Source organism: Mesorhizobium sp. B2-3-14, assembly GCF_006442175.1.
GTDB classification, from domain to species: Bacteria; Pseudomonadota; Alphaproteobacteria; order Rhizobiales; family Rhizobiaceae; genus Mesorhizobium; species Mesorhizobium australicum.
In genome coordinates this window covers 130,753-150,428 of sequence record NZ_VFVP01000010.1, presented here as the reverse complement: position 1 = coordinate 150,428, position 19,676 = coordinate 130,753, and the positions used below count along the sequence as shown (strand labels likewise).

18 protein-coding genes are annotated in these 19,676 nt (G+C 63.4%); 13 read left to right on the top strand and 5 right to left on the bottom strand.

What is annotated here, in order from left to right; translation table 11 throughout:
* Nucleotides 1-64 precede the first annotated feature (64 nt).
* From FJ950_RS23440 to FJ950_RS23430, 3 genes are all read right to left on the bottom strand, one after another.
* On the bottom strand, nt 65-1,057 hold the full coding sequence (locus FJ950_RS23440) for an ABC transporter substrate-binding protein (RefSeq protein ID WP_015315663.1): 993 nt from the start codon (nt 1,055-1,057) through the stop codon (nt 65-67).
* A 334-nt stretch (nt 1,058-1,391) separates the two neighbouring features.
* Nucleotides 1,392-2,390 carry an aldo/keto reductase gene (locus FJ950_RS23435; RefSeq protein ID WP_015315664.1) on the bottom strand — a complete coding sequence of 333 codons (999 nt, stop codon included), beginning with the start codon at nt 2,388-2,390 and terminating at the stop codon, nt 1,392-1,394.
* A 61-nt stretch (nt 2,391-2,451) separates the two neighbouring features.
* Complete coding sequence (locus FJ950_RS23430; protein ID WP_140618930.1) at nt 2,452-3,957, bottom strand: altronate dehydratase family protein; 1,506 nt, start codon at nt 3,955-3,957, stop codon at nt 2,452-2,454.
* A gap of 204 nt (nt 3,958-4,161) precedes the next feature.
* Here FJ950_RS23430 and FJ950_RS23425 point away from each other — a divergent pair, with 204 nt between their 5' ends.
* From FJ950_RS23425 to gndA, 6 genes are all read left to right on the top strand, one after another.
* On the top strand, nt 4,162-5,064 hold the full coding sequence (locus tag FJ950_RS23425) for a GntR family transcriptional regulator (RefSeq protein ID WP_140618928.1): 903 nt from the start codon (nt 4,162-4,164) through the stop codon (nt 5,062-5,064).
* Nucleotides 5,065-5,182: 118 nt separating this feature from the next.
* Nucleotides 5,183-5,539, top strand: coding sequence for a DUF2946 family protein (locus FJ950_RS23420; protein ID WP_140618927.1), 357 nt, complete (start codon nt 5,183-5,185; stop codon nt 5,537-5,539).
* 94 nt (nt 5,540-5,633) lie between these two features.
* Complete coding sequence (locus FJ950_RS23415; protein ID WP_140618925.1) at nt 5,634-6,176, top strand: copper chaperone PCu(A)C; 543 nt, start codon at nt 5,634-5,636, stop codon at nt 6,174-6,176.
* 38 nt (nt 6,177-6,214) lie between these two features.
* Complete coding sequence (locus FJ950_RS23410; protein ID WP_140618923.1) at nt 6,215-6,733, top strand: YcnI family protein; 519 nt, start codon at nt 6,215-6,217, stop codon at nt 6,731-6,733.
* A 52-nt stretch (nt 6,734-6,785) separates the two neighbouring features.
* On the top strand, nt 6,786-8,420 hold the full coding sequence (locus tag FJ950_RS23405; RefSeq protein WP_140618921.1) for a copper resistance CopC/CopD family protein: 1,635 nt from the start codon (nt 6,786-6,788) through the stop codon (nt 8,418-8,420).
* A 116-nt stretch (nt 8,421-8,536) separates the two neighbouring features.
* Complete coding sequence (gndA, locus tag FJ950_RS23400; RefSeq protein ID WP_140618919.1) at nt 8,537-9,961, top strand: NADP-dependent phosphogluconate dehydrogenase; 1,425 nt, start codon at nt 8,537-8,539, stop codon at nt 9,959-9,961.
* Between the two features lie 50 nt (nt 9,962-10,011).
* Here the strand turns inward: gndA and FJ950_RS23395 are convergent, their stop codons facing one another.
* Nucleotides 10,012-10,944 (bottom strand): LysR family transcriptional regulator, encoded by a 933-nt coding sequence (locus FJ950_RS23395; RefSeq protein WP_140618917.1) that lies wholly within the window; start codon nt 10,942-10,944, stop codon nt 10,012-10,014.
* Between the two features lie 95 nt (nt 10,945-11,039).
* Here FJ950_RS23395 and FJ950_RS23390 point away from each other — a divergent pair, with 95 nt between their 5' ends.
* On the top strand, nt 11,040-11,912 hold the full coding sequence (locus FJ950_RS23390; protein ID WP_140618915.1) for an NAD(P)H-dependent oxidoreductase: 873 nt from the start codon (nt 11,040-11,042) through the stop codon (nt 11,910-11,912).
* Here FJ950_RS23390 and FJ950_RS23385 read toward each other — a convergent pair.
* A complete protein-coding gene (locus FJ950_RS23385) occupies nt 11,894-12,943 on the bottom strand; it encodes a LacI family transcriptional regulator (RefSeq protein WP_140618913.1) in 1,050 nt (349 codons plus the stop codon). The genes FJ950_RS23390 and FJ950_RS23385 overlap by 19 nt on opposite strands.
* Nucleotides 12,944-13,346: 403 nt before the next feature.
* Here FJ950_RS23385 and FJ950_RS23380 point away from each other — a divergent pair, with 403 nt between their 5' ends.
* From FJ950_RS23380 to FJ950_RS23355, 6 genes are all read left to right on the top strand, one after another.
* Complete coding sequence (locus tag FJ950_RS23380) at nt 13,347-14,585, top strand: ABC transporter substrate-binding protein (protein ID WP_015315675.1); 1,239 nt, start codon at nt 13,347-13,349, stop codon at nt 14,583-14,585.
* 97 nt (nt 14,586-14,682) lie between these two features.
* Nucleotides 14,683-15,576 carry a sugar ABC transporter permease gene (locus tag FJ950_RS23375; protein ID WP_015315676.1) on the top strand — a complete coding sequence of 298 codons (894 nt, stop codon included), beginning with the start codon at nt 14,683-14,685 and terminating at the stop codon, nt 15,574-15,576.
* Nucleotides 15,569-16,504, top strand: coding sequence for a carbohydrate ABC transporter permease (locus FJ950_RS23370; protein WP_140618911.1), 936 nt, complete (start codon nt 15,569-15,571; stop codon nt 16,502-16,504). Before FJ950_RS23375 ends, FJ950_RS23370 begins: the two co-directional genes overlap by 8 nt.
* Before the next feature lie 5 nt (nt 16,505-16,509).
* Nucleotides 16,510-17,607, top strand: coding sequence for an ABC transporter ATP-binding protein (locus FJ950_RS23365; RefSeq protein ID WP_140619015.1), 1,098 nt, complete (start codon nt 16,510-16,512; stop codon nt 17,605-17,607).
* A 55-nt stretch (nt 17,608-17,662) separates the two neighbouring features.
* Entirely contained in the window at nt 17,663-18,409 is a 747-nt protein-coding gene (locus FJ950_RS23360; protein ID WP_140618910.1) for a sugar phosphate isomerase/epimerase, read from the top strand.
* 11 nt (nt 18,410-18,420) lie between these two features.
* On the top strand, nt 18,421-19,578 hold the full coding sequence (locus FJ950_RS23355) for a Gfo/Idh/MocA family oxidoreductase (protein WP_140618908.1): 1,158 nt from the start codon (nt 18,421-18,423) through the stop codon (nt 19,576-19,578).
* The last annotated feature ends 98 nt before the right edge of the window (nt 19,579-19,676 follow it).

Genomic DNA, 19,676 nt, shown 5'->3' with positions numbered 1-19,676 from the left:
GCCGCTTTGGCGGCGGATGCTTCCGGGGCCTCTGGCCCCGGAAGCGGTTTTGAACGCCGGCTGCTTAGAGCTTGGGATTGAGCAGCGCGTCGATCTTGGGGTCCTTCATATTGGCCTTGGTCACCAGATTGGCGCCGGTGTCCACATTGGCCTCGACCTTCTCGCCCTTCGAGGCGGCGAGCGCGGTCTTGATGCCGTCATAGCCCATCCGGTAGGGATCCTGGACGACGAGGGCGGAAATGACGCCGTCGTTGAGGAACTTGATCAGCTTCTCGTCGCTGTCGAAGCCGACCAGCGCCAGCTTGCCGCCAAGGTTGTTCTCGGCGACGGCCTGGCCGACGCCCTGTGCCATGATCAGGTTGGAGGCGAAGATGCCCTTGAGGTTCGGATTGGCGGTGATCAGGTCGGTGGCGATGTTGAGGCCGGTGGTGGCCTGGCCGTCGGCGTATTTGTCGGCGACCAGCTTCAGGCCGGGATATTTTGCCTTGAGCTGCTCGGTGAAGCCCTGCTTGCGCTGTTCGAGCGAGCCGGCGCCGGGAGCGTTGGTGATCAGGGCGACGTCGCCCTCGATCTTGCCGCCATTGGCGGCGCCGATGGCGGCGGCAAGGCCGTCCGCGGCGACGCGTCCGCCCTGCACGTTGTCGGTGGTCAGGAACGAGGTGAAGGCCTTGGAGTCGGCGCCGGAGTCGATGCCGATGACCTTGACCTTGGCGGCTGCTTCATCGATCGGCTTGCCCAGCGCCTTGAACTCGGTGGGCGCGATCACGATCGCGGCCGGGTTGCTGGCGACGGCGTTCTCGAGGATCGAGACCTGGCCATTGACGTCGGTCTCGGCCTGGGCGCCGAGTTCCGGCACGTTGATGCCGAGATCCTTGCCGGCCTTGCGGGCGCCGGCCAGAACGATCTGCCAGTAGAAGGACGTGGTGTCCTTGACGATGATCGGGATGGTCACATCCGCCGCCGAAACCGGTGCGGTATGCATGACGCCGGTGAGCATCGATGCTGCCGCCAGGGCCATGACGGCGCGGCGGTTGAGAATGCTGGTCACGAATTTCATAGGATCCTCCCTAAGTCGCCCGGTGAACGTTAACGGAAGCTCCGTCCGGATAGGCGTGGCCCAAACAGAACTTTATCAATAAAAAACAGTTGCACCGTTTTGATAGTGCATCGATCCAGCCGATGCAAGCGGTGTTTCAGCCAGTTCTTCCAACTGCCCGACAATGACTCCCCCAGCGGCGGCTCTCTCTTGTCGCGGTCAGGCGCTCCCGTTTCCGTTCTGTGAAGGTATGGAATATTAATTCCATAGATCAGTCAACATGGAATGTTCATTCTTCTCTGGATCGCGACATCGTGAAGGCGGGTCGCGCCCGTGCACATCGCGAAGATGCGCTTCAATGCAGTTCCTGCACCACCGTGTAGGGACGATACCTGGCATAGTCCGTCTCCGGCACGTCGATATCGAGCAGTTCGAGGTTGCGCGTCAGGTTTGCCAATTTTGCGGTACCGGTCAGCACAGTGGCGACCGCGGGTTCGTGCAAAGGAAACTGGAACGCGGCGGCGGGCAGCGGGTAGCCACCTTCAGCGGCGATCTTCTCCATGGCGTCGACACGGTCGAGAACATCGCGGCTGGCGGGCTGGTAGTCGAAATGCGCCCCTTGCACCGGCCCGGTCGCCAATATGCCTGAGTTGAAAACCCCGCCAATGACAAGCGAGGTGCGTTGCGCCCGGCACAGCGGCAGCAATTCGGCTTCCGCGCTGCGGTCGAGCAAGGAATAGCGGCTGGCGAGCAGGATGCAGTCGAGCGGCGCGCGGCGCATTACGTCGAGGCAGATCTGGACTTCATTGACGCCGAGCCCGTAGGCGGAAATCGTGCCGGCCCGCTTCAGCTCCTCGAGCGCCTTGAGGCCGCCGTCCATCAACTGGCGAAAGTGCAATTTGGTTTTCTCGACACCGTGCGTGTAAACGCCGATATCGTGGACAAACAGGATGTCTATCCTGTTTAGCCCAAGGCGCGCATAGCTGAACTCGACCGAGCGCATGATGCCGTCATAGGAATAGTCGTAGTCCAGCGCGAAGGGCAGCGGATCGACATAGGAGTGGTCTGGCACCTGATCTTCGGGCACCGGGTGAAGCAGGCGGCCGACCTTGGTCGACAACACATAGGAATCACGTGGCTTGTAGCGCAGGAAATCGCCGAAGCGCCGTTCCGACAGGCCGAAACCGTAGAAGGGCGCGGTGTCGAAATAGCGCAGGCCCGCCTCCCAGGCACCCTGCAGCGTTTCCATTGCCGCTTCGCGCGAACACGCCCGGTAGAGGCCGCCGATCGCGGCGCCTCCGAAACTGACTTCGGTGACCTCCAACGCGGTCTGGCCGATGCGGCGTTTTTCCATGCGCAACCTCCCTATCCCGGCCACTTGTCCGGCCGGGCAGTCTATCAGACATCAATCGAAATCAGAGCGTCGCGCCGAGATGCCAGGGCACGAATTCGTTGTCCCCGTAGCCAAAATCCTCGCTCTTGGTCTTGCGGCCCGAAGCCGTCTCGACGATCAGTTCGAAGATCTCCCGGCCCATGCCGGCAATGGTCTTTTCGCCGGAGGCAATGACGCCGCAATTGACGTCCATGTCCTCTTCCATCTGGTGATACATGGTCGAGTTGGTGGCGACCTTGATCGAGGGGGTCGGCCGGCAGCCGAAGCAGGAGCCGCGGCCGGTGGTGAAGACGATGACATTGGCGCCGCCCGCGACCTGACCGGTGGCAGAGACCGGGTCGTAGCCGGGCGTATCCATGAACACCAGCCCATTGCCGGTGACCTTCTCGGCGTAGCCGAAGACGCCGTTAAGCGGCGTCTGGCCGCCCTTGGCGACCGCGCCCAGCGACTTTTCCAGGATGGTGGTTAGGCCGCCGCGCTTGTTGCCGGGCGACGGATTGTTGTCGATCGAGGCGCCATGCTTGGCGACGTGATCCTCCCACCATTTCACGTAGCCATCGAGCTTCTTGGCGACCTCGGGGCTTGCGGCGCGATAGGCGAGCAGGTGCTCGGCGCCATAGATTTCCGTCGTCTCGGAGAGGATGCCGATGCCGCCGACGCCAGCGAGGATGTCGACGGCCGCACCCAGCGCCGGATTGGCGGTGATACCCGACATGCCATCGGAGCCGCCGCATTGCAGGCCGACGACGATCTCGCTGACGGGGATCGGCTCGCGCTTCAACTGACCGACTTCCTCGGCGATCTCGGCCAGCACGCCCATCGCCTTTTCGACCGATTTGCGCGACCCGCCGGCATCCTGGATGTTGAAGTGGCGCTTGCCGGCGGCGGCACCCTTCTGGCCGTAAAGCGTGAGCTGGTTGACCTCGCAGCCGAGCCCGACCATCAGCACGCCGCCGAAATTCGGGTGGCGGGCATAGCCGGCCAGCGTGCGGTGCAGCACCATCATGCCGTCGCCGGTGCCGCTCATGCCGCAACCCTGGCCATGGACGATGGGCACGAAGCCATCGATCCCGGGATATTTCGGCAAAAGGGTCCGGTTGGCGGTGTCGGCGATCGAATGGCAGACGGTGGCCGAGCAATTGACGCTGGCGATGATGCCGATGAAGTTGCGCGTGCCGGCGCGGCCGTCGGCGCGGCGATAGCCCATGAATGTCCGGGCGCGGTCCGCTTCCGTCGCATGCTCGGCCTCGCTTGGCGGCACCACGGGGAGGCGGCCGGCCTCGAAGACCAGATTGTGCGAATGGACATGCTCGCCGGGCGCGATGTCCTGCGTGGCGCGACCGATCGCCTGAGCGTATTTGACCACGGCTTCACCCGCGGCAATCGGCTTGATCGCCACCTTGTGGCCGGGCTCGATGACGGTGACGGCGAGCGCACCGCCCGGCAGCGCGGTGCCGATCTCGATGCGCCCATTGGCAACGGCGACATTGTCGGCGGGGGACAGAAGAATGGTATTCGAGACGTTCACGGGCGGTTTCCTGGGTGATCCTGGATGCGCGGATTGACACGCGCTTGTTAAGAGTTAATGTCTTTTATCGTGAAAAAACAGTTTTGCGTCAATTGTTTTTTCACGGCGGTTCCGCCTGGGTAAGTGGTGGCGCTGCGGACGATGGAACGTCATATTGCGCTTCAAGCCGGCCGCCGCAAGCGCTGGCGTGCAACGGGTCAGGGGATGTCGAAGAGCAACAACGTCTACAAGGACGCCTATAACCGTTGTCTGAGGCTGCTCGATGAGACGCGCAGCCTGCCTTCGGAACCGGAACTTGGCGCGTTGCTGGGAGTCAGCCGCACCACCGTGCGCAGCATTCTTGCACGCATGGAAGAGACCGGGCTGATCGCCTGGAACAAGCGCGCCAAGACGGTGCTGCGCGACCCACGTGCGGATGATTTCTTTCCCGAGGAAGAGACCGACACGCTGGCCGAGATCATCGAACGGTCGTTCATGCGCAGGCTGCTGGCCGGCGGCGCCGAGGCCGGCATGCAGATCAACGAGCTCGAACTGGCGCGCGAGATCGGCGTCGGCACCACCAGCGTACGCGAGTTCCTGATCCGCTTCTCCCGCTTCGGCCTGATCGAAAAACGCCGCAACAGCCATTGGGTGCTGAAAGGCTTCACGCGGGCCTTCGCGCTGGAACTGACCGAGATCCGCGAAATGTTCGAATTGCGCTCGGCCGCCGCCTTCACAGCGCTGCCGCAGGACAGTCCGGTATGGGGTGATCTCGATCGGCTGGAAGGGGAACACCGCGTTCTGGCACGCGAGATCGCGACGCGTTTCAATGAGTTCTCGGAGCTGGACGAGCGCTTGCACCGGCTCATTCATCGCGCCTCGCGCAACCGCTTCATCGTCGATTTCTACGACGTCATCGCCATGATCTTCCACTACCACTACCAGTGGAACAAGGCGCAGGAACGCGAGCGCAACGAAGTCGCGATCGGCGAGCATCTGGCCTATATCGAGGCGCTCAAGTCGCGCGATCTCGGCAAGGTCGATGCCGCCTGCCGCAAGCACCTGAAGTCGGCCCGCCAGACATTGCTGACCTCCATCCCGGAAAGCCGGCCATCCCAAAAGAACTGATCCTGCCGTGTTGCCGCAGCATGGAATTGCCGATTTTCGACCTCTGGCTGCCGTGGTAGGGATAGTCATCGATCGTTTGAAGAGGCAAATGGTGAACCGCCGGGAGAGACGCTGGAGCATGCCGGTCGCGCTTGTCGCGGCCTGTCTGCTGTTGCTCCAGTCGACGCTTGGTACGTTCGCCTTCAGCATCAGGCCTGATACCGCGCAGCTCGATGCCTTCGGCAACGTCATCTGTACCCATGATGGCGCCACACAGCTTCCCGGTGGCGACCAGCACCCGTCCCATCCGCCGGCCTGCTGCACACTCGGCTGCAGCATGTTTTCGCCGGCCTTTGCGCCGCCGGCCGATGCCGGGCTTGCGCTTGCGTCCCTTTCCTTCGAGACCGTCGCCTTCGTCTTCCCGGCGACCACGCATCTCGACTTCGCCCGCGAACGCTCCCCATCGAACCCGCGCGCGCCGCCATTGGCGGCTTGAGCCTGCTTGCTTGCGGAACCTTTCGCGAGCGTACTCATCCAAGATCAAGCATTCGCGACCGGCGACGGCGCGATCATCACGTCATGGAGCAACCATGTCCCATTCTTTCCGTATATTGGCGGGCACTGTGTTCGGCCGCACCCTGTCTCGCTTCAAAGCCGATCTCGGCATTGCCGCGTTAGCCCTCGCGCTTGTCTTCCTGGGCGCCCAGGCCGTCCTGGCGCATGAATTCAAGGTCGGCGATCTCGAAATCGAACACCCCTGGTCGCGCGCCACGCCAGCCGGCGCCAAGGTGGCCGGCGGCTATTTCACCATCGTCAACAAGGGCAGTACACCAGACCGGCTGCTGTCGATTTCCTCCGACGTCTCGGAAAAGGCCGAGCTGCATCAAATGGGCGTCAAGGACGGCGTCATGACCATGCGGCCAGTGGATGGTGGCCTGGAAGTCCCGGCAGGCGGCAAGGTGGCGCTGGCGCCGGGAGGCTACCACCTGATGTTCATCGGCCTGAAGCGGCAACCCAGGCAGGGTGAAAAATTCGCCGCCACGCTGACCTTCGAGAAGGCCGGCACGGTCAATATCGAGTTCGCCGTCGAAGGCATGGGCGAAATGGGCGGCATGGACGACCACGCCAATTGATCGCGCCGATCACCAATTTTGAAATCAGAGGGACCATCATGAACAAATATCTTTTGGCGGCCGGAGCGTTTCTCGTGCTGGGGACAAATGCCGCCTTCGCGCACATCACGCTGGAGACCCAGGAGGCGGCAGTCGGCTCGACCTACAAGGCTGTACTGCGCGTGCCGCACGGTTGCGACGGCAAGGCCACGACGGCGGTGCGCGTGCAGATCCCGGAAGGGGTGATCGCGGTGAAGCCGATGCCCAAGTCGGGCTGGACGCTGCAGACCAAGAAGGGCAAGTACGAGAAATCGTACCAGCTCTACGGCCAGGCGGTTGCCGATGGGGTCAAGGAAGTCGACTGGAGCGGCGGCAATTTGCCGGATGAATTCTACGACGAGTTCGTCTTCCGCGCGACGCTGACGGCCGACCTGCCCGTCGGCCAGAAGCTGTACTTCCCGGTGGTGCAGGAATGCGGCGATGCCGCCGCCCGCTGGATCGAGATTCCGGCGGCCGGACAGGATGAGGACGCGCTGGAGAACCCGGCGCCCGGCATCAAGCTCACGCCGAAGAAATAGCTTTTCTCCCTGGCGCTCTGCCTGTCGGAGCGCCGCATCCCCATGGCATGGCATGATCGCAATACCTTCCTGGATAGCCGATACGAACAGCAAGCTCGTCGGCTGGATTGCCGGCGGGCTGCTCGCCGCGGCCATGGCGTTCATCGTCATGGCCTCGACAAGCCCGGCCCTTGCCCATGCGGCGCTGATCAAGACCGATCCGGCCGACGGTGCGGTGCTGGCGCAGGCCCCGGCGCGGTTCTCGCTGACCTTCAGCGAGCCGGTCTCGCCGTTGGTGCTGACGTTGGTGATGCCCGACGGCACCCCGGTTCCGCTGACCCACTTCCGTCTCAGCGACCAGACGGTCGAGATCGACAATCCGCGGGCGCTCAAATCCGGTACGCATGTGCTGAGCTGGCGTGTCATTTCCGCCGACGGCCATCCGGTCGGCGGCTCGCTGCTGTTTTCCGTCGGCGCGCCAAGCGAGCCGCCGGCCGTCTCCGAGGCGATTGACTGGCCGCTGCGGTCGGCGATCTGGATCGGCAAGGTTTTTCTCTACATAGGCCTTTTCTTCGGCATTGGCGGCGCGTTCGCCTTTGCCTGGCTGGCCGGGGATGGCCGTGCAGGCCAGCGCTTTGTCGCGGCCGCGATCTTGTGCGGGCTGGTGGCGGCGCCCTTGTCGCTGGGCTTTCAGGGTCTCGATGCGCTGGGGGGGCCGCTCTCCCATCTGGCGCAGCCGGTGATCTGGCGCACCGGGCTCGGCACCAGCTTCGGCTGGACGGTGCTGATCGCCCTGGTCGCCTTGGGACTTGGCCTGCTGTCGCTGGCCGGACCGCGCGCGGCCGCCAGGCCGCTTGCCCTTGCCGGGCTGGCTGGCGTCGGCGTCGCACTCGCCGCCAGCGGCCATGCGAGTGCGGCCGAGCCGCAATGGCTGACACGGCCGCTGGTCTTCGTGCATGGCGTCGGCATCGCTTTCTGGGCCGGCGCCTTGGTGCCGCTCGGTCTCGCGCTGAAGCGTCAAGCAGCGGGCGCCGTCGAATTCCTGCACCACTTCTCATGGGCAATCCTGCCTGTGGTGGCCTTGCTTGCCGCGGCAGGCATCGTGCTGGCCGTGATCCAGGTGCAGATACCCTCGGCGCTGGTCGACACAGCCTATGGCCGGCTGCTGCTGGTCAAGCTCGCGCTGCTGGTCTTCCTGTTCACGCTCGCCGCCGTCAACCGCTGGAAGCTCACCGCTTCGGCCGAGGCGGGAGCGACCGAGGTGCAACGCAGGCTCACCCGCTCGGTCGGCGTCGAAGTGCTGATCGTGCTGGCGATCTTCGGGGTCGCCGCGAGCTGGCGCTTCACGCCGCCGCCACGAGCACTGGCGATCGCGGCGGCGCAGCCGGTTTCGGTCCACATCCACGCGCTGCAGGCGATGGCCGATCTCAGCATCACGCCAGGCCATGCGGGGCCGGTGGTCGCCTCGATGATCATCATGACCGGCGATTTCGGACCGCTCGACGCCAAGGAGGTGACGCTGGTGCTGTCGAAGCCCGATTCCGGCATCGAACCGCTGAAGCGCGCGGCGACCAGGCCCGGCGACGGCAGCTGGCGTGTCGACAACCTCATCATCCCGGTACCCGGCCGCTGGATGGTGCGCATAGACATCCTGGTCTCGGACTTCGAGATGGTGAAGATCGAGGCGCCGGTCGACATCAGACCGTAACGTCCCAGCCACACAATTGGGCGAGGCGGTTGACGCGGGCCTGAAGGGCCGTCAATCATTCAAGCAACAATGAGCGCAAGCTCGAAAACACCAGATCCGAAAGCAGGGAAGAAACGATGGAAAAAGCCGAAATCGGCCTGATCGGCCTTGGCACTATGGGCTCCAACCTGGCGCTGAACATCGCCGAGCACGGGCACCGCATCGCCGTCTTCAACCGCACAAGGGCACGCACCGACGCTTTCGTCGAGAATTCCGGTGCGCTCAGGGACATGGTCGTCCCCTGCTACAGCCTGGAGGAACTCGCCGCCGCGATCCGGCCGCCGCGTCCGATCATCATCATGGTGCTGGCCGGCAAGCCGGTCGACGAGCAGATCGAAGCGCTGCGTGGCGTGCTGTCCGACAACGATATCGTCATCGATGCCGGCAATGCCAATTTCCGCGATACGATGCGGCGCTTCTCCGAGCTCTCTGGCTCGGGTTTGACCTTCATCGGCATGGGTGTCTCCGGCGGCGAGGAGGGCGCGCGCCACGGACCCTCGATCATGGTCGGCGGCACGGAAGACTCCTGGAAGCGCGTCGAGAAGGTGCTGACCGCGATCTCCGCCAAGTTCAAGGAGGAACCTTGCGCCGCATGGCTCGGCACCGACGGCGCCGGGCATTTCGTCAAGACCATCCATAACGGCATCGAATATGCCGACATGCAGATGATCGCCGAAATCTACGGCATCCTGCGTGACGGCCTGGGCATGGGGCCGAAGGAGATCGCCACGGTATTTTCCAACTGGAACAAGGGCCGGCTCAATTCCTACCTGATCGAGATCACCGCCAAGGTGCTCGCCGCCGACGATCCGAAGACCGGCAAGCCGGTGGTCGACATCATCCTCGACCGCGCCGGCCAGAAGGGCACCGGCAAATGGTCCGTCATCGAGGCGCAGCAGCTCGGCATTCCGGCAACCGCGATCGAAGCGGCGGTGGCGGCGCGCGTGCTGTCGTCGATCAAGGACGAGCGGCAGGCGGCGGAAAAAGCCTATGGCAATATCGGCGTGACCAGGATTTCCGGCGACAAGGACGCGCTGCTGAAAGACCTCGAACTGGCGCTGTTCGCCGGCAAGATCGCCGCCTACGCGCAGGGCTTCGCGGTGATGAGCGGCGCTTCGAAGGAGTTCAACTGGAACCTGCCGATGCCGACCATCGCCAAGATCTGGCGCGCCGGCTGCATCATCCGCTCGCAGATGCTCGACACGATGGCCGAGGCTTTCAGTGGCGGCGCTTCCACCAACCTGTTGATGGCGCCAGCTTTCATCAGCCTGATGCAGGAGGCGCATCCGTCGCTGCGGCGCGTCGTGGCGAGGGCTTCCGAAGTCGGCGCGCCGGTGCCTGCACTGTCTTCGGCTCTTGCCTATTTCGACAGCTACCGCCAGGGCCGCGGCACCTCGAACTTGATCCAGGCGCAGCGCGACTTCTTCGGGGCGCATGGTTTCGAGCGCATCGGCGAGCAGGGCGCGTTCCACGGACCGTGGGGCAGCGGCGCAGCTGGCTAGATCACGCTCATGAAGACATCCGGCTTAGCTTGGCTGCCGTGCCGGAATACTTATCGCTCCACATGCGGCTTCTCGATCCCGGGGATGCCGCCGATCTGTTGGGCAAGAAAATCGACCAGCAGCCGGACCCGGGCGATGCCCGCCCGTTCGGGGACGATCAGCATGCTGAGCGGAACCGAAGGCAGCGCATAGTCCGGCAGAATCGCTTCAAGCCGGCCGGACGCCAGGAGATCGCCGACAAGCCATTGGTGGGCGGGCGCAATGCCGCGCCCGGCGAGCAGGGCTTCGCGTGCGGCAAGCCCGTGGTCGACCCGGAGGCGCCCTGCAAACGGCACTGTATGGCGGTTGCCGTCTGGTCCTTGCAGCACAAGGGTGTCGCTGCCGGCAACGTTTGACATCCGGATACCTTCGTGATCGGCCAGGTCCCCGGGACCTTCAGGCCTGCCGCGTTCAGCGAGATAGTCGGGCGCCCCCACGAGCAGTCGCCGGGATTGGCCGAGCGCTCGCAATTTCATGGAACTGTCGGTGAGCGGGCCGAGACGAAGCGCGATGTCGACGCCTTCCATGACGAGGTCGATGCGTTCGTCGGTGAGGCTGAGATCGACGCCGATGTCGCGATAGCGGTCCTGAAACGCGAAGATAAGCCGGCTGACATGCAGCACCCCAATGGCGGCGGTGCAGGAGAGCCGGATCGTGCCCGCGGGCGCCGCGCGCGTGCCGCGAACCTCGTCGCCCGCCTGTTCGACAAGGCGCAGGATCTGCACGCTGTCTGCATAATAGCGGCTGCCCTCATCGGTCATCGTGACACGCCGGGTGGTCCTGCTGAGCAGGGCGACGCCGACGGCCTCCTCCAGTTCCCTCAAATGGCGCGTGACTGTCGACTGGCCGATCCCGAGTTCACGCGCGACCGCCGACAGACTGCCTCGTTCAGCAACGCGCACGAAGGTGCGCATGCGCTCGAGCGTGACAGCTGATTTATCCATTAATCGGCAGAATATTATGCATTCTCGACATGTAGCGGATGATGCGGCTGTTGGCTATCTCAGGGTCAATGTTTCCAACAGAGGATCGACGGATCATGAAAGTCCTACTTGTCTTTGCCCATCCCGAGCCACGGTCGCTCAACGGCACGCTGCGTGACGTCGCCGTCAAGGAACTCAAGGCTCAAGGCCACGAGGTTCGGGTGTCCGACCTCTATGCGGACGGTTGGAAATCGGAGGTCGACCGCGCTGACTTCCCCGAGCTTTCGCCAGACGCGCGGCTGGTGCCGGTGGGGGCCTCCAAACAAGCATACGAGTCCAATGCTCTGACCGCAGACGTCAAGACCGAGATCGAGAAGCTGCTTTGGGCCGATGCGCTGATCCTGCAGTTTCCGCTGTGGTGGTTCACCATGCCGGCGATTTTGAAAGGCTGGGTCGATCGGGTCTTCGCCTACGGCTTCGCCTACGGCGTCGGCGAACATAGCGACAAGCGATGGGGTGACCGGTACGGCGAGGGCACACTCGCGGGCAAGCGAGCGATGCTGATTGTGACAGCCGGCGGCTGGGAGGATCATTACTCCCCGCGCGGCGTCAACGGACCGATCGACGACCTGCTGTTCCCGATCAATCACGGAATCCTCTATTATCCGGGCTACGACGTGCTTCCGCCGTTCGTGATGTACAGTGCGGACCGTCTCGATGCGGCGGGCTTCGAGCTTGTCGCCGAACGCCTGCGCGAACGGATGCGGACACTGGCGACCACGGCGCCCATTCCCTATCGGCGGCAGAATGGTGGCGATTATCTGATCCCGAGCATGCGGCTTCGTGCCGAACTAGCCGATCCGGGAGCAACCGGCTTCGGACTTCATGTGAACCGCGGGGCTACCGACCAGAACGGTTCCTGGTTTGACGGGATGCATGTGGACTTGCCCGATCAGATCCGGGCAGACGCTCAGTCAGAGCGCCGATAGGCCACGACGCCCTTCGGTTCGCTCAGGCTCTGCAGCGAGCCGGGCGCGGCGCCGCCGATCCAGCCGAGCACCGAGCGGGCGAGTTCGGACCCGGCCAGGCGGAAGTCTTCGTTCACGACCAGCAATTCATGCCTGAACAGATGCAGCAGTTCCGACGACTGCTTCGACACCACGTCTACGTCGCGGCCGAGCTTCAAGCCGGCGTCCTCGATGCCGGCGACGATGGCGAGGGTCGCGGCGGCGGCGCTGCTGACGATGCCGTCCGGCCTGATGTCGCGCCGCATCAGCTGCGCGGTCCTCCTCCTGATCTGTTCGATCGAGTGGTCGATCGAAACGGTGTTGAACGGTACCTCGCTGGCGCCGACTTCGCTCAGAGCGTCGGCAAAGCCGTCGACCGTGTGGCGGTAGTAGCTCAAACCCACCGGCGGCGTCACCAAAGCGAGCCGGCGGCGGCCCAGGCCGGCGAGATGGCGCACCGCCTCGGCCGCGAAGGCGTAATTGTCGAAATCATGATAGGGATGCACGAGCCCCATATCGGTGCGGCCGTGGGTCGCGAAGGGAATGCCGCGCTCCAGCATGTAGCGGGCGCGGGGATCGTTCGGCTGCGTGCGTGAAATGATGACGCCGTCGGCGGAGCCGGTCTCCACGAGATAGCGCACCGGATCCAGCGGATCCTGCGAGCGCGAATAGGGCGTGACGATCAGGTGGTAGGGCGTGTCGGCGATGACTTCCGTGACGCCATAGATGATGTCGGAAACAAAGCTCATGAGTTCGTGCTCGGTGTTGAGCACGAGGCTGATGACATTGGTCTTGCCGGTCCTGAGGCGCACGCCGGCGCGGTTCGGCCGATAGCCGATCTGCTTGGCCACGAGCTGGACTCGGCGCCTAGTCTCGGCGCCGATCTCGGGCGCGTCCTTCAAGGCCCGCGAGACGGTGGTGACGCCGAGCCCGGTCATGAAGGCAAGCGTCTTCAGCGTCGGCCGCTCCTGTGCCGTCGCCTCGTCATCCTTGGCCGTGCGCTGTCTGTTCATCCGTCCCGCCCATCAGGCGCATAGCAGCCGCCGGGCAGCCCGGCAATGTTGCGGCCGCTCCCCATGGCGCGTCACCTGCAGTGGAAGTAGTATACTGAAACGTTACAGCTTGTCACGATCGGTGTAAACGGGCGCGGGCGGACGCAAAAAAGACGCCGTCAACCGCACGCCGAAAAAACGTTGGGATTCAGAGGGAAGCGTGCTCTTGCCAAGTTTCTTGCTGCTCTTACCTAGAGAGCGGTGCAGTTTTGCATATTGCGTCGCACAATGCCGCGGCAGCGAGATGATTTTGTTCGCAGCTCGAAAAATGTCAAAGTGACATTCTGCCGGAAGGGGTTGCGTATGGTCTTCAATTGCCGTATCGAAAATCTGTAACGTTTCAGATTTCTGGGAGGAAGCCGAAATGCGATACAAATTCCTGACCGCTGCCTTTGCCGCGACGGTTGCTCTCAACTTTGCCGGGCCGGCGGCCGCGACCGATCTGGAAGTCACCCATTGGTGGACCTCCGGCGGCGAGGCGGCGGCGGTCGCCGAACTCGCCAAGGCATTCGACGCCACCGGCAATCACTGGGTCGACGGCGCCATCGCCGGATCCGGCGGCACGGCGCGGCCGATCATGATCAGCCGCATCACCGGCGGCGATCCGATGGGGGCCACGCAGTTCAATCACGGCAGGCAAGCGGAAGAGCTGGTTCAGGCTGGCCTGATGCGCGATCTCACCGATGTCGCCACCAAGGGCAAGTGGACGGAAGTGGTACGGCCCAAGAGCCTGCTCGACTCTTGCACCATCGACGGCAAGATCTATTGCGTGCCGGTCAACATCCATTCCTGGCAGTGGCTGTGGCTGTCGAACGCGGCGTTCGAGAAGGCCGGCGTGCCGGTGCCGAAGAACTGGAACGAGTATGTGGCCGCCGCTCCGGCGCTGGAGAAGGCAGGCATCGTGCCGCTCGCGGTCGGTGGGCAGGCCTGGCAGGCATCGGGCGCCTTCGACGTGCTGCTTGCCGCGGTCGGCGGAACCGACACCTTCCTCAAGGTCTACAAGGACAAGGACGCCAAGTTCGCAGCCGGTCCTGAAGTCGCCAAGGTGTTCAAAGCGGCCGACGATGCGCGCAAGATGGCCAAGAACACGAATGTGCAGGACTGGAACCAGGCCACCAACATGGTCATCACCGGTAAGGCCGGCGGCCAGATCATGGGCGACTGGGCGCAGGGCGAGTTCCAGGTCGCCGGCAAGACCGCCGGCAAGGATTACACCTGCCTTCCCGGCCTCGGCCTGAACGAGGTCATCGCTACAGGGGGCGACGCCTTCTATTTTCCGCTGCTCAAGGACGCCGACAAGGCCAAGGCGCAGGAGGTGCTGGCCGAGACGCTGCTCGATCCCAAGACCCAGGTCGCCTTCAACCTCAAGAAGGGCTCGCTGCCGGTGCGCGGCGACGTCGATCTCAACGCGGCCAACGATTGCATGAAGAAAGGCCTCGCTATCCTGGCCAAGGGCGCGGTCATCCCATGGACGGACCAGCTGCTCTCGCAGGACAGCCAGAAGCAGAAGGAGGACCTGTTCTCGGAGTTCTTCGCCAAGCCCGACATGAGCCTCGAAGAGGCGCAGAAGCGCTTCGCCGACATCATCGCTTCGGCTGATTGACGACCGACGAGCCGTCCGCTCCCGACCTTGCCAGGCAGGGCCGGGAGCCAAGGCGTGCTGACTTTCCGCCCTTATCCGATCCAGCACGGCTGTACCGATGAGCAAGAGCGAACGCCCGAGCCAACTCTTCCGCAATCTCAATGCGAAGGTCGCTTCGATCCCGATGATCCTCACCGCAATGGTGGTCTTTGTCGGCGGCACCGCGTGGACGGTGCTCTACTCCTTCACCAATTCGAAGCTGCTGCCGCGGCTGAATTTCGTCGGGCTCGACCAATATTACCGGCTGTGGGCGACGCCGCGCTGGCTGATTTCGATCGAGAACCTCTTGATCTACGGTGTGATCTCACTGGTGTTCTCGCTGGTGATCGGTTTTCTGCTGGCGGCCCTGCTCGACCAGAAGATCCGTTTCGAGGACACGTTCCGCACCATCTTCCTCTACCCCTTCGCGCTCTCCTTCATCGTCACCGGCCTTGTCTGGCAATGGCTGCTCAATCCGGATTTCGGCGTCCAGGGCGTGGTACGAAGCCTCGGCTGGACCAGCTTCGACTTCAATCCGCTCTACAATTCCAGCATCGTCATCTACGGCATATCGATCGCGGCGCTTTGGCAAGGCACGGGGCTAATCATGTGCCTGATGCTGGCGGGCCTGCGCGGCATCGACGAGGACATCTGGAAGGCCGCACGGGTGGACGGGATTCCCATGTGGAAGACTTATCTGTTCATCATCATCCCAATGATGCGGCCGGTTTTCATCACCACGCTGGTGATCATCGCGTCCGGCATCGTCAAGGTCTATGACCTCGTCGTCGCGCAGACCAGCGGCGGGCCGGGCATCGCCTCCGAAGTGCCGGCCAAATACGTCTACGACTACATGTTCTTCGCCCAGAATCTCGGCCAGGGCTTTGCCGCCTCGACCATGATGCTGCTGTCGGTGATGATCGTCATCGTGCCGTGGGCCTATCTTGAATTCGGAGGCCGCAAGCGTGTCTGATCATGCCGTCTCCTTGTCCGCCACGTCGTCAAACCTCCGGGCTGGCGCCTCCGGCCCGAGCGGACCGAAGCCGCGGCACATGTTCTCGCGCCGTAACATTTTCCTGTACGGCACGCTCGTCGTGGTGGCGCTCTACTATCTCCTGCCGCTCTATGTGATGGTCGTCACCTCGCTGAAGGGCATGCCGGAGATCCGCCTCGGCAACATTTTCTCGCCGCCGCTCGAGATCACCTTCGAGCCCTGGGTCAAGGCGTGGTCGCAGGCCTGCACCGGACTCAATTGCGACGGGCTCTCGCGCGGGTTCTGGAATTCGGTGCGCATCACCGTTCCCTCGGTGATCCTGTCGATCGCAATCGCCTCGGTGAACGGCTACGCGCTGGCCAACTGGCGCTTCAAGGGCGCCGACACCTTCTTCGTCATCCTGATCGTCGGCGCCTTCATTCCCTACCAGGTGATGATCTATCCCATCGTCATCATCCTGCGCGAGATCGGCCTCTATGGCAGCCTTACCGGCCTGGTGATCGTGCATTCCATTTTCGGCATGCCGATCCTGACGCTTCTGTTCCGCAATTATTTCACCTCCATGCCGGAGGAACTGTTCCGGGCGGCGCGCGTCGATGGCGCCGGCTTCTGGGGCATCTACCTGCGCATCATGCTGCCGATGTCACTGCCGATCTTCGTCGTCGCCGTCATCCTGCAGGTGACCGGCATCTGGAACGACTTCCTGTTCGGCGTCGTCTACACCCGTCCCGACACCTATCCGATGACGGTGCAGCTCAACAACATCGTCAATTCGGTGCAAGGCGTGAAGGAATACAACGTCAACATGGCCGCCACCATCCTGACCGGGTTGGTGCCGCTGATCGTCTATTTCATTTCCGGCAAATTGTTCGTGCGCGGCATCGCCGCCGGCGCGGTGAAAGGGTGATGGCGATGGCGGCGAACGGCACCAGCGTTTCGATCCAAGACCTGTCGCTGAACTTCGGCGCGGTCTCGGTGCTGCAGACGCTCAATCTCGATGTCGCCGAAGGCGAGTTCATCGTGCTGCTCGGACCCTCCGGCTGCGGCAAGTCGACCTTGCTCAACTGCATCGCCGGCCTGCTCGACATTTCGGAAGGCCGCATCTTCATCAAGGGCAAGAACGTCACCTGGGAAGAGCCCAAGGACCGCGGCATCGGCATGGTCTTTCAGTCCTATGCGCTCTATCCGCAAATGACGGTGGAGAAGAACCTGTCCTTCGGGCTGCGTGTCGCCGGCATCGCCAAGGACGAGATCGCCAAGCGCATCGCGCGCGCCGCCGAGATCCTGCAGATCGAGCCGTTGCTGCAGCGCAAGCCGGCGGCCCTTTCCGGCGGCCAGCGCCAGCGCGTGGCGATCGGACGGGCGCTGGTGCGCGATGTCGACGTCTTCCTGTTCGACGAACCGCTGTCCAATCTCGATGCCAAGCTGCGTTCAGAGCTGCGCGTCGAGATCAAGCTTCTGCACCGCAAGCTGCAGAACACGATGATCTATGTCACCCACGACCAGATCGAGGCGATGACCCTGGCCGACCGCATCGCGGTGATGAAGGGCGGCGTCATCCAGCAGCTCGACGCGCCGCAGACCATCTACAACCGCCCGGTCAACCGGTTTGTCGCCGGCTTCCTCGGTTCGCCTGCGATGAATTTCGTCGAGGGGCAGCTGGAGACCGGCACGACGGCGGTGTTCAAGACCGGGGATTTGACCATACCGCTCGAGCGCTATGGCTTCGATGGCGCCGGCAACAAGAGCGGGCCTTGCGTGTTCGGGATTCGCCCCGAGCACGTTGCCTTTGGCGAGGCCGCGAATTCCATGCCCTTCGCCACCGATGCCGCCGTCGAGATCGTCGAGCCGATGGGCTCCGATACGCTGGTGTGGACGAAGCTCGGCGGCCGCATTTTTTCCTTCCGTGTCGAGGCGGAAAAAACGCTGCGCAATGGCGACCCGATCAGGATCGGCTTTGATCCTGCCCGCGCCTCGCTGTTCGATACTCCATCCGGCAACCGCATGTAGCTCCCAAGAAAACCATCCTCCCAAGGACAATCCCCAAGCAGAACGGACAGAGACGATGAACTGGTCATTCCAACTTTACAGCGCCCGCAATTTCTTGCCCTGGACCGATGTGCTCGAAATGCTCGGCAAGCTCGGCTACGCCGAGGTCGAAGGGTTCGGCGGCGTCTATGACGATCCCAAGGCCTTCCGCGCCGAGCTCGACAAGAACGGCCTTGCCATGCCGACCGGGCATTTTTCCATCGATGCGCTGGAGAATGATTTCGACGGTGTGCGCCGGATCGCCGAAACGCTCGGCGTCAAGCTTTTGATCTGTCCCTATCTGATGGCCGAGGACAGGCCATCCGACGCCGCCGGCTGGCGCGCCTTTGGCGAGCGCCTGGCCAAGGTCGGCGAGGTCGCGTCGAAGGCCGGCTATGGCTTCGCCTGGCACAACCATGATTTCGAGTTCAAGACACTCGCCGACGGCTCGGTGCCGCAGGACCATATCCTGTCGTCCGCGCCCGATATAGGCTGGGAAATGGACGTCGCCTGGGTGGTGCGCGGCGGCTCCGATCCGCTGCCCTGGATCGAAAAGCACGGCCAGCGCATCGTCGCCGTCCACGTCAAGGACATGGCGAAGGCGGGCGAGGGGCTGGATGAGGATGGCTGGTCGGATGTCGGCCACGGCACGATCGATTGGGCCGGCCTGATCAAGGTGCTGCGAGCCAAGAGCGCGGCGAAATATTTTGTCATGGAACAGGACAATCCCAACGACATCGAGCGCTTCGCCCGCCGCTCGATCGCAACCGTCAAGAGCTACTAGGAACAACCACCATGGCAAAGAAGCTGGGTACTGGGAAACTGGGTGTTGGCGTCATCGGCTGCGGCAACATCTCGAAGGCGTATTTTTCGCTGGCGCCGTTGTTTCGCGGCATCGAGATGCGCGCCTGCGCCGACATCAACATGGACGCGGCCAGGGCGCGGGCGAAGGAATTCAAGCTGCGCGCCGAGACCGTCGAGGATCTGCTCAAGGCCGACGATATCGACATCATCGTCAACCTGACCATTCCGGCCGTGCATTACGAGGTGTCGAAGCAGGTGCTCGATGCCGGCAAGCATGTCTATTCCGAAAAGCCATTCGTGCTGTCGCTCAAGGAGGGCCAGGACCTCAGGGCGCGGGCGCAGAAGAAGGGGCTGCGCATCGGCTCGGCGCCGGACACCTTCCTCGGCGGCGCGCACCAGCTGGTGCGCGAACTGATCGACGAGGGGAAGCTTGGCAAGATCACCAGCGGCACCTGCCACGTCATGGGCCACGGTATGGAGCATTGGCACCCCAATCCCGACTTCTTCTTCCAGCCAGGGGCGGGACCAGTGCTCGACATCGGACCGTACTACATCACCAATCTGATCCAGCTGATCGGGCCGGTAAAGCAGGTGGCGGCCTTCGCGACGACTCCCGCCAAGGAACGCACCATCAGCTCAAAGCCGCGCGCAGGCGAAAAAATCCCGGTCAACACGCCGACCACCATCCATGGCCTGCTGGAATTCGAGAACGGCGCCGTGGTGACGCTGAACACCAGCTGGGATGTGTGGGCTCACGGCCACGCGCCGATGGAACTCTATGGCGAGGCCGGGACGGTGTTCGTGCCGGATCCGAACTTCTTCGGCGGCGACGTGCGCTTCACCGAAGAAGGCAAGCCGGTCAAGAAGCTGCCGAAATGGAAGCATCCGCTTGGCGTTCCCAATGAGATGCATGGCCAAGGCATGATGGCCAATTACCGCACGGCGGGCCTGGCCGACATGGCGTTGGCGATCGCCGAAGGGCGGCCGCACCGCTGCTCGATGGAACTCGCGCTGCATGCCGTCGATGTCATGACCGGCCTCCTGCGCTCCGGCGAAACCGGCAAGTTCGTCGCCATGCAGACCACTTGCGAGCGTCCGGCCGCGCTTGGCGTCAAGCAGGCCAAGGAGCTGCTGGCCAAGAAGACGTAGTCGCATGGATTATCGATAATTTTGCCTTACCCCTCTCCCCGTTCCTCCGGGGAGGGGGTAAAGGATGGGTACGGGCATGCTCATCGCCTCTGCGATGA

What these genes read in the sequence shown, in the direction of transcription:
- FJ950_RS23440 (WP_015315663.1), bottom strand. Translation starts at nt 1,057, where the DNA reads ATGAAATTCGTGACCAGCATTCTCAACCGCCGCGCCGTCATGGCCCTG.
- FJ950_RS23435 (WP_015315664.1), bottom strand. Translation starts at nt 2,390, where the DNA reads ATGGAAAAACGCCGCATCGGCCAGACCGCGTTGGAGGTCACCGAAGTC.
- FJ950_RS23425 (WP_140618928.1), top strand. Translation starts at nt 4,162, where the DNA reads ATGTCGAAGAGCAACAACGTCTACAAGGACGCCTATAACCGTTGTCTG.
- FJ950_RS23420 (WP_140618927.1), top strand. Translation starts at nt 5,183, where the DNA reads ATGCCGGTCGCGCTTGTCGCGGCCTGTCTGCTGTTGCTCCAGTCGACG.
- FJ950_RS23415 (WP_140618925.1), top strand. Translation starts at nt 5,634, where the DNA reads ATGTCCCATTCTTTCCGTATATTGGCGGGCACTGTGTTCGGCCGCACC.
- FJ950_RS23410 (WP_140618923.1), top strand. Translation starts at nt 6,215, where the DNA reads ATGAACAAATATCTTTTGGCGGCCGGAGCGTTTCTCGTGCTGGGGACA.
- FJ950_RS23405 (WP_140618921.1), top strand. Translation starts at nt 6,786, where the DNA reads ATGATCGCAATACCTTCCTGGATAGCCGATACGAACAGCAAGCTCGTC.
- gndA (WP_140618919.1), top strand. Translation starts at nt 8,537, where the DNA reads ATGGAAAAAGCCGAAATCGGCCTGATCGGCCTTGGCACTATGGGCTCC.
- FJ950_RS23395 (WP_140618917.1), bottom strand. Translation starts at nt 10,944, where the DNA reads ATGGATAAATCAGCTGTCACGCTCGAGCGCATGCGCACCTTCGTGCGC.
- FJ950_RS23390 (WP_140618915.1), top strand. Translation starts at nt 11,040, where the DNA reads ATGAAAGTCCTACTTGTCTTTGCCCATCCCGAGCCACGGTCGCTCAAC.
- FJ950_RS23385 (WP_140618913.1), bottom strand. Translation starts at nt 12,943, where the DNA reads ATGAACAGACAGCGCACGGCCAAGGATGACGAGGCGACGGCACAGGAG.
- FJ950_RS23380 (WP_015315675.1), top strand. Translation starts at nt 13,347, where the DNA reads ATGCGATACAAATTCCTGACCGCTGCCTTTGCCGCGACGGTTGCTCTC.
- FJ950_RS23375 (WP_015315676.1), top strand. Translation starts at nt 14,683, where the DNA reads ATGAGCAAGAGCGAACGCCCGAGCCAACTCTTCCGCAATCTCAATGCG.
- FJ950_RS23365 (WP_140619015.1), top strand. Translation starts at nt 16,510, where the DNA reads ATGGCGGCGAACGGCACCAGCGTTTCGATCCAAGACCTGTCGCTGAAC.
- FJ950_RS23360 (WP_140618910.1), top strand. Translation starts at nt 17,663, where the DNA reads ATGAACTGGTCATTCCAACTTTACAGCGCCCGCAATTTCTTGCCCTGG.
- FJ950_RS23355 (WP_140618908.1), top strand. Translation starts at nt 18,421, where the DNA reads ATGGCAAAGAAGCTGGGTACTGGGAAACTGGGTGTTGGCGTCATCGGC.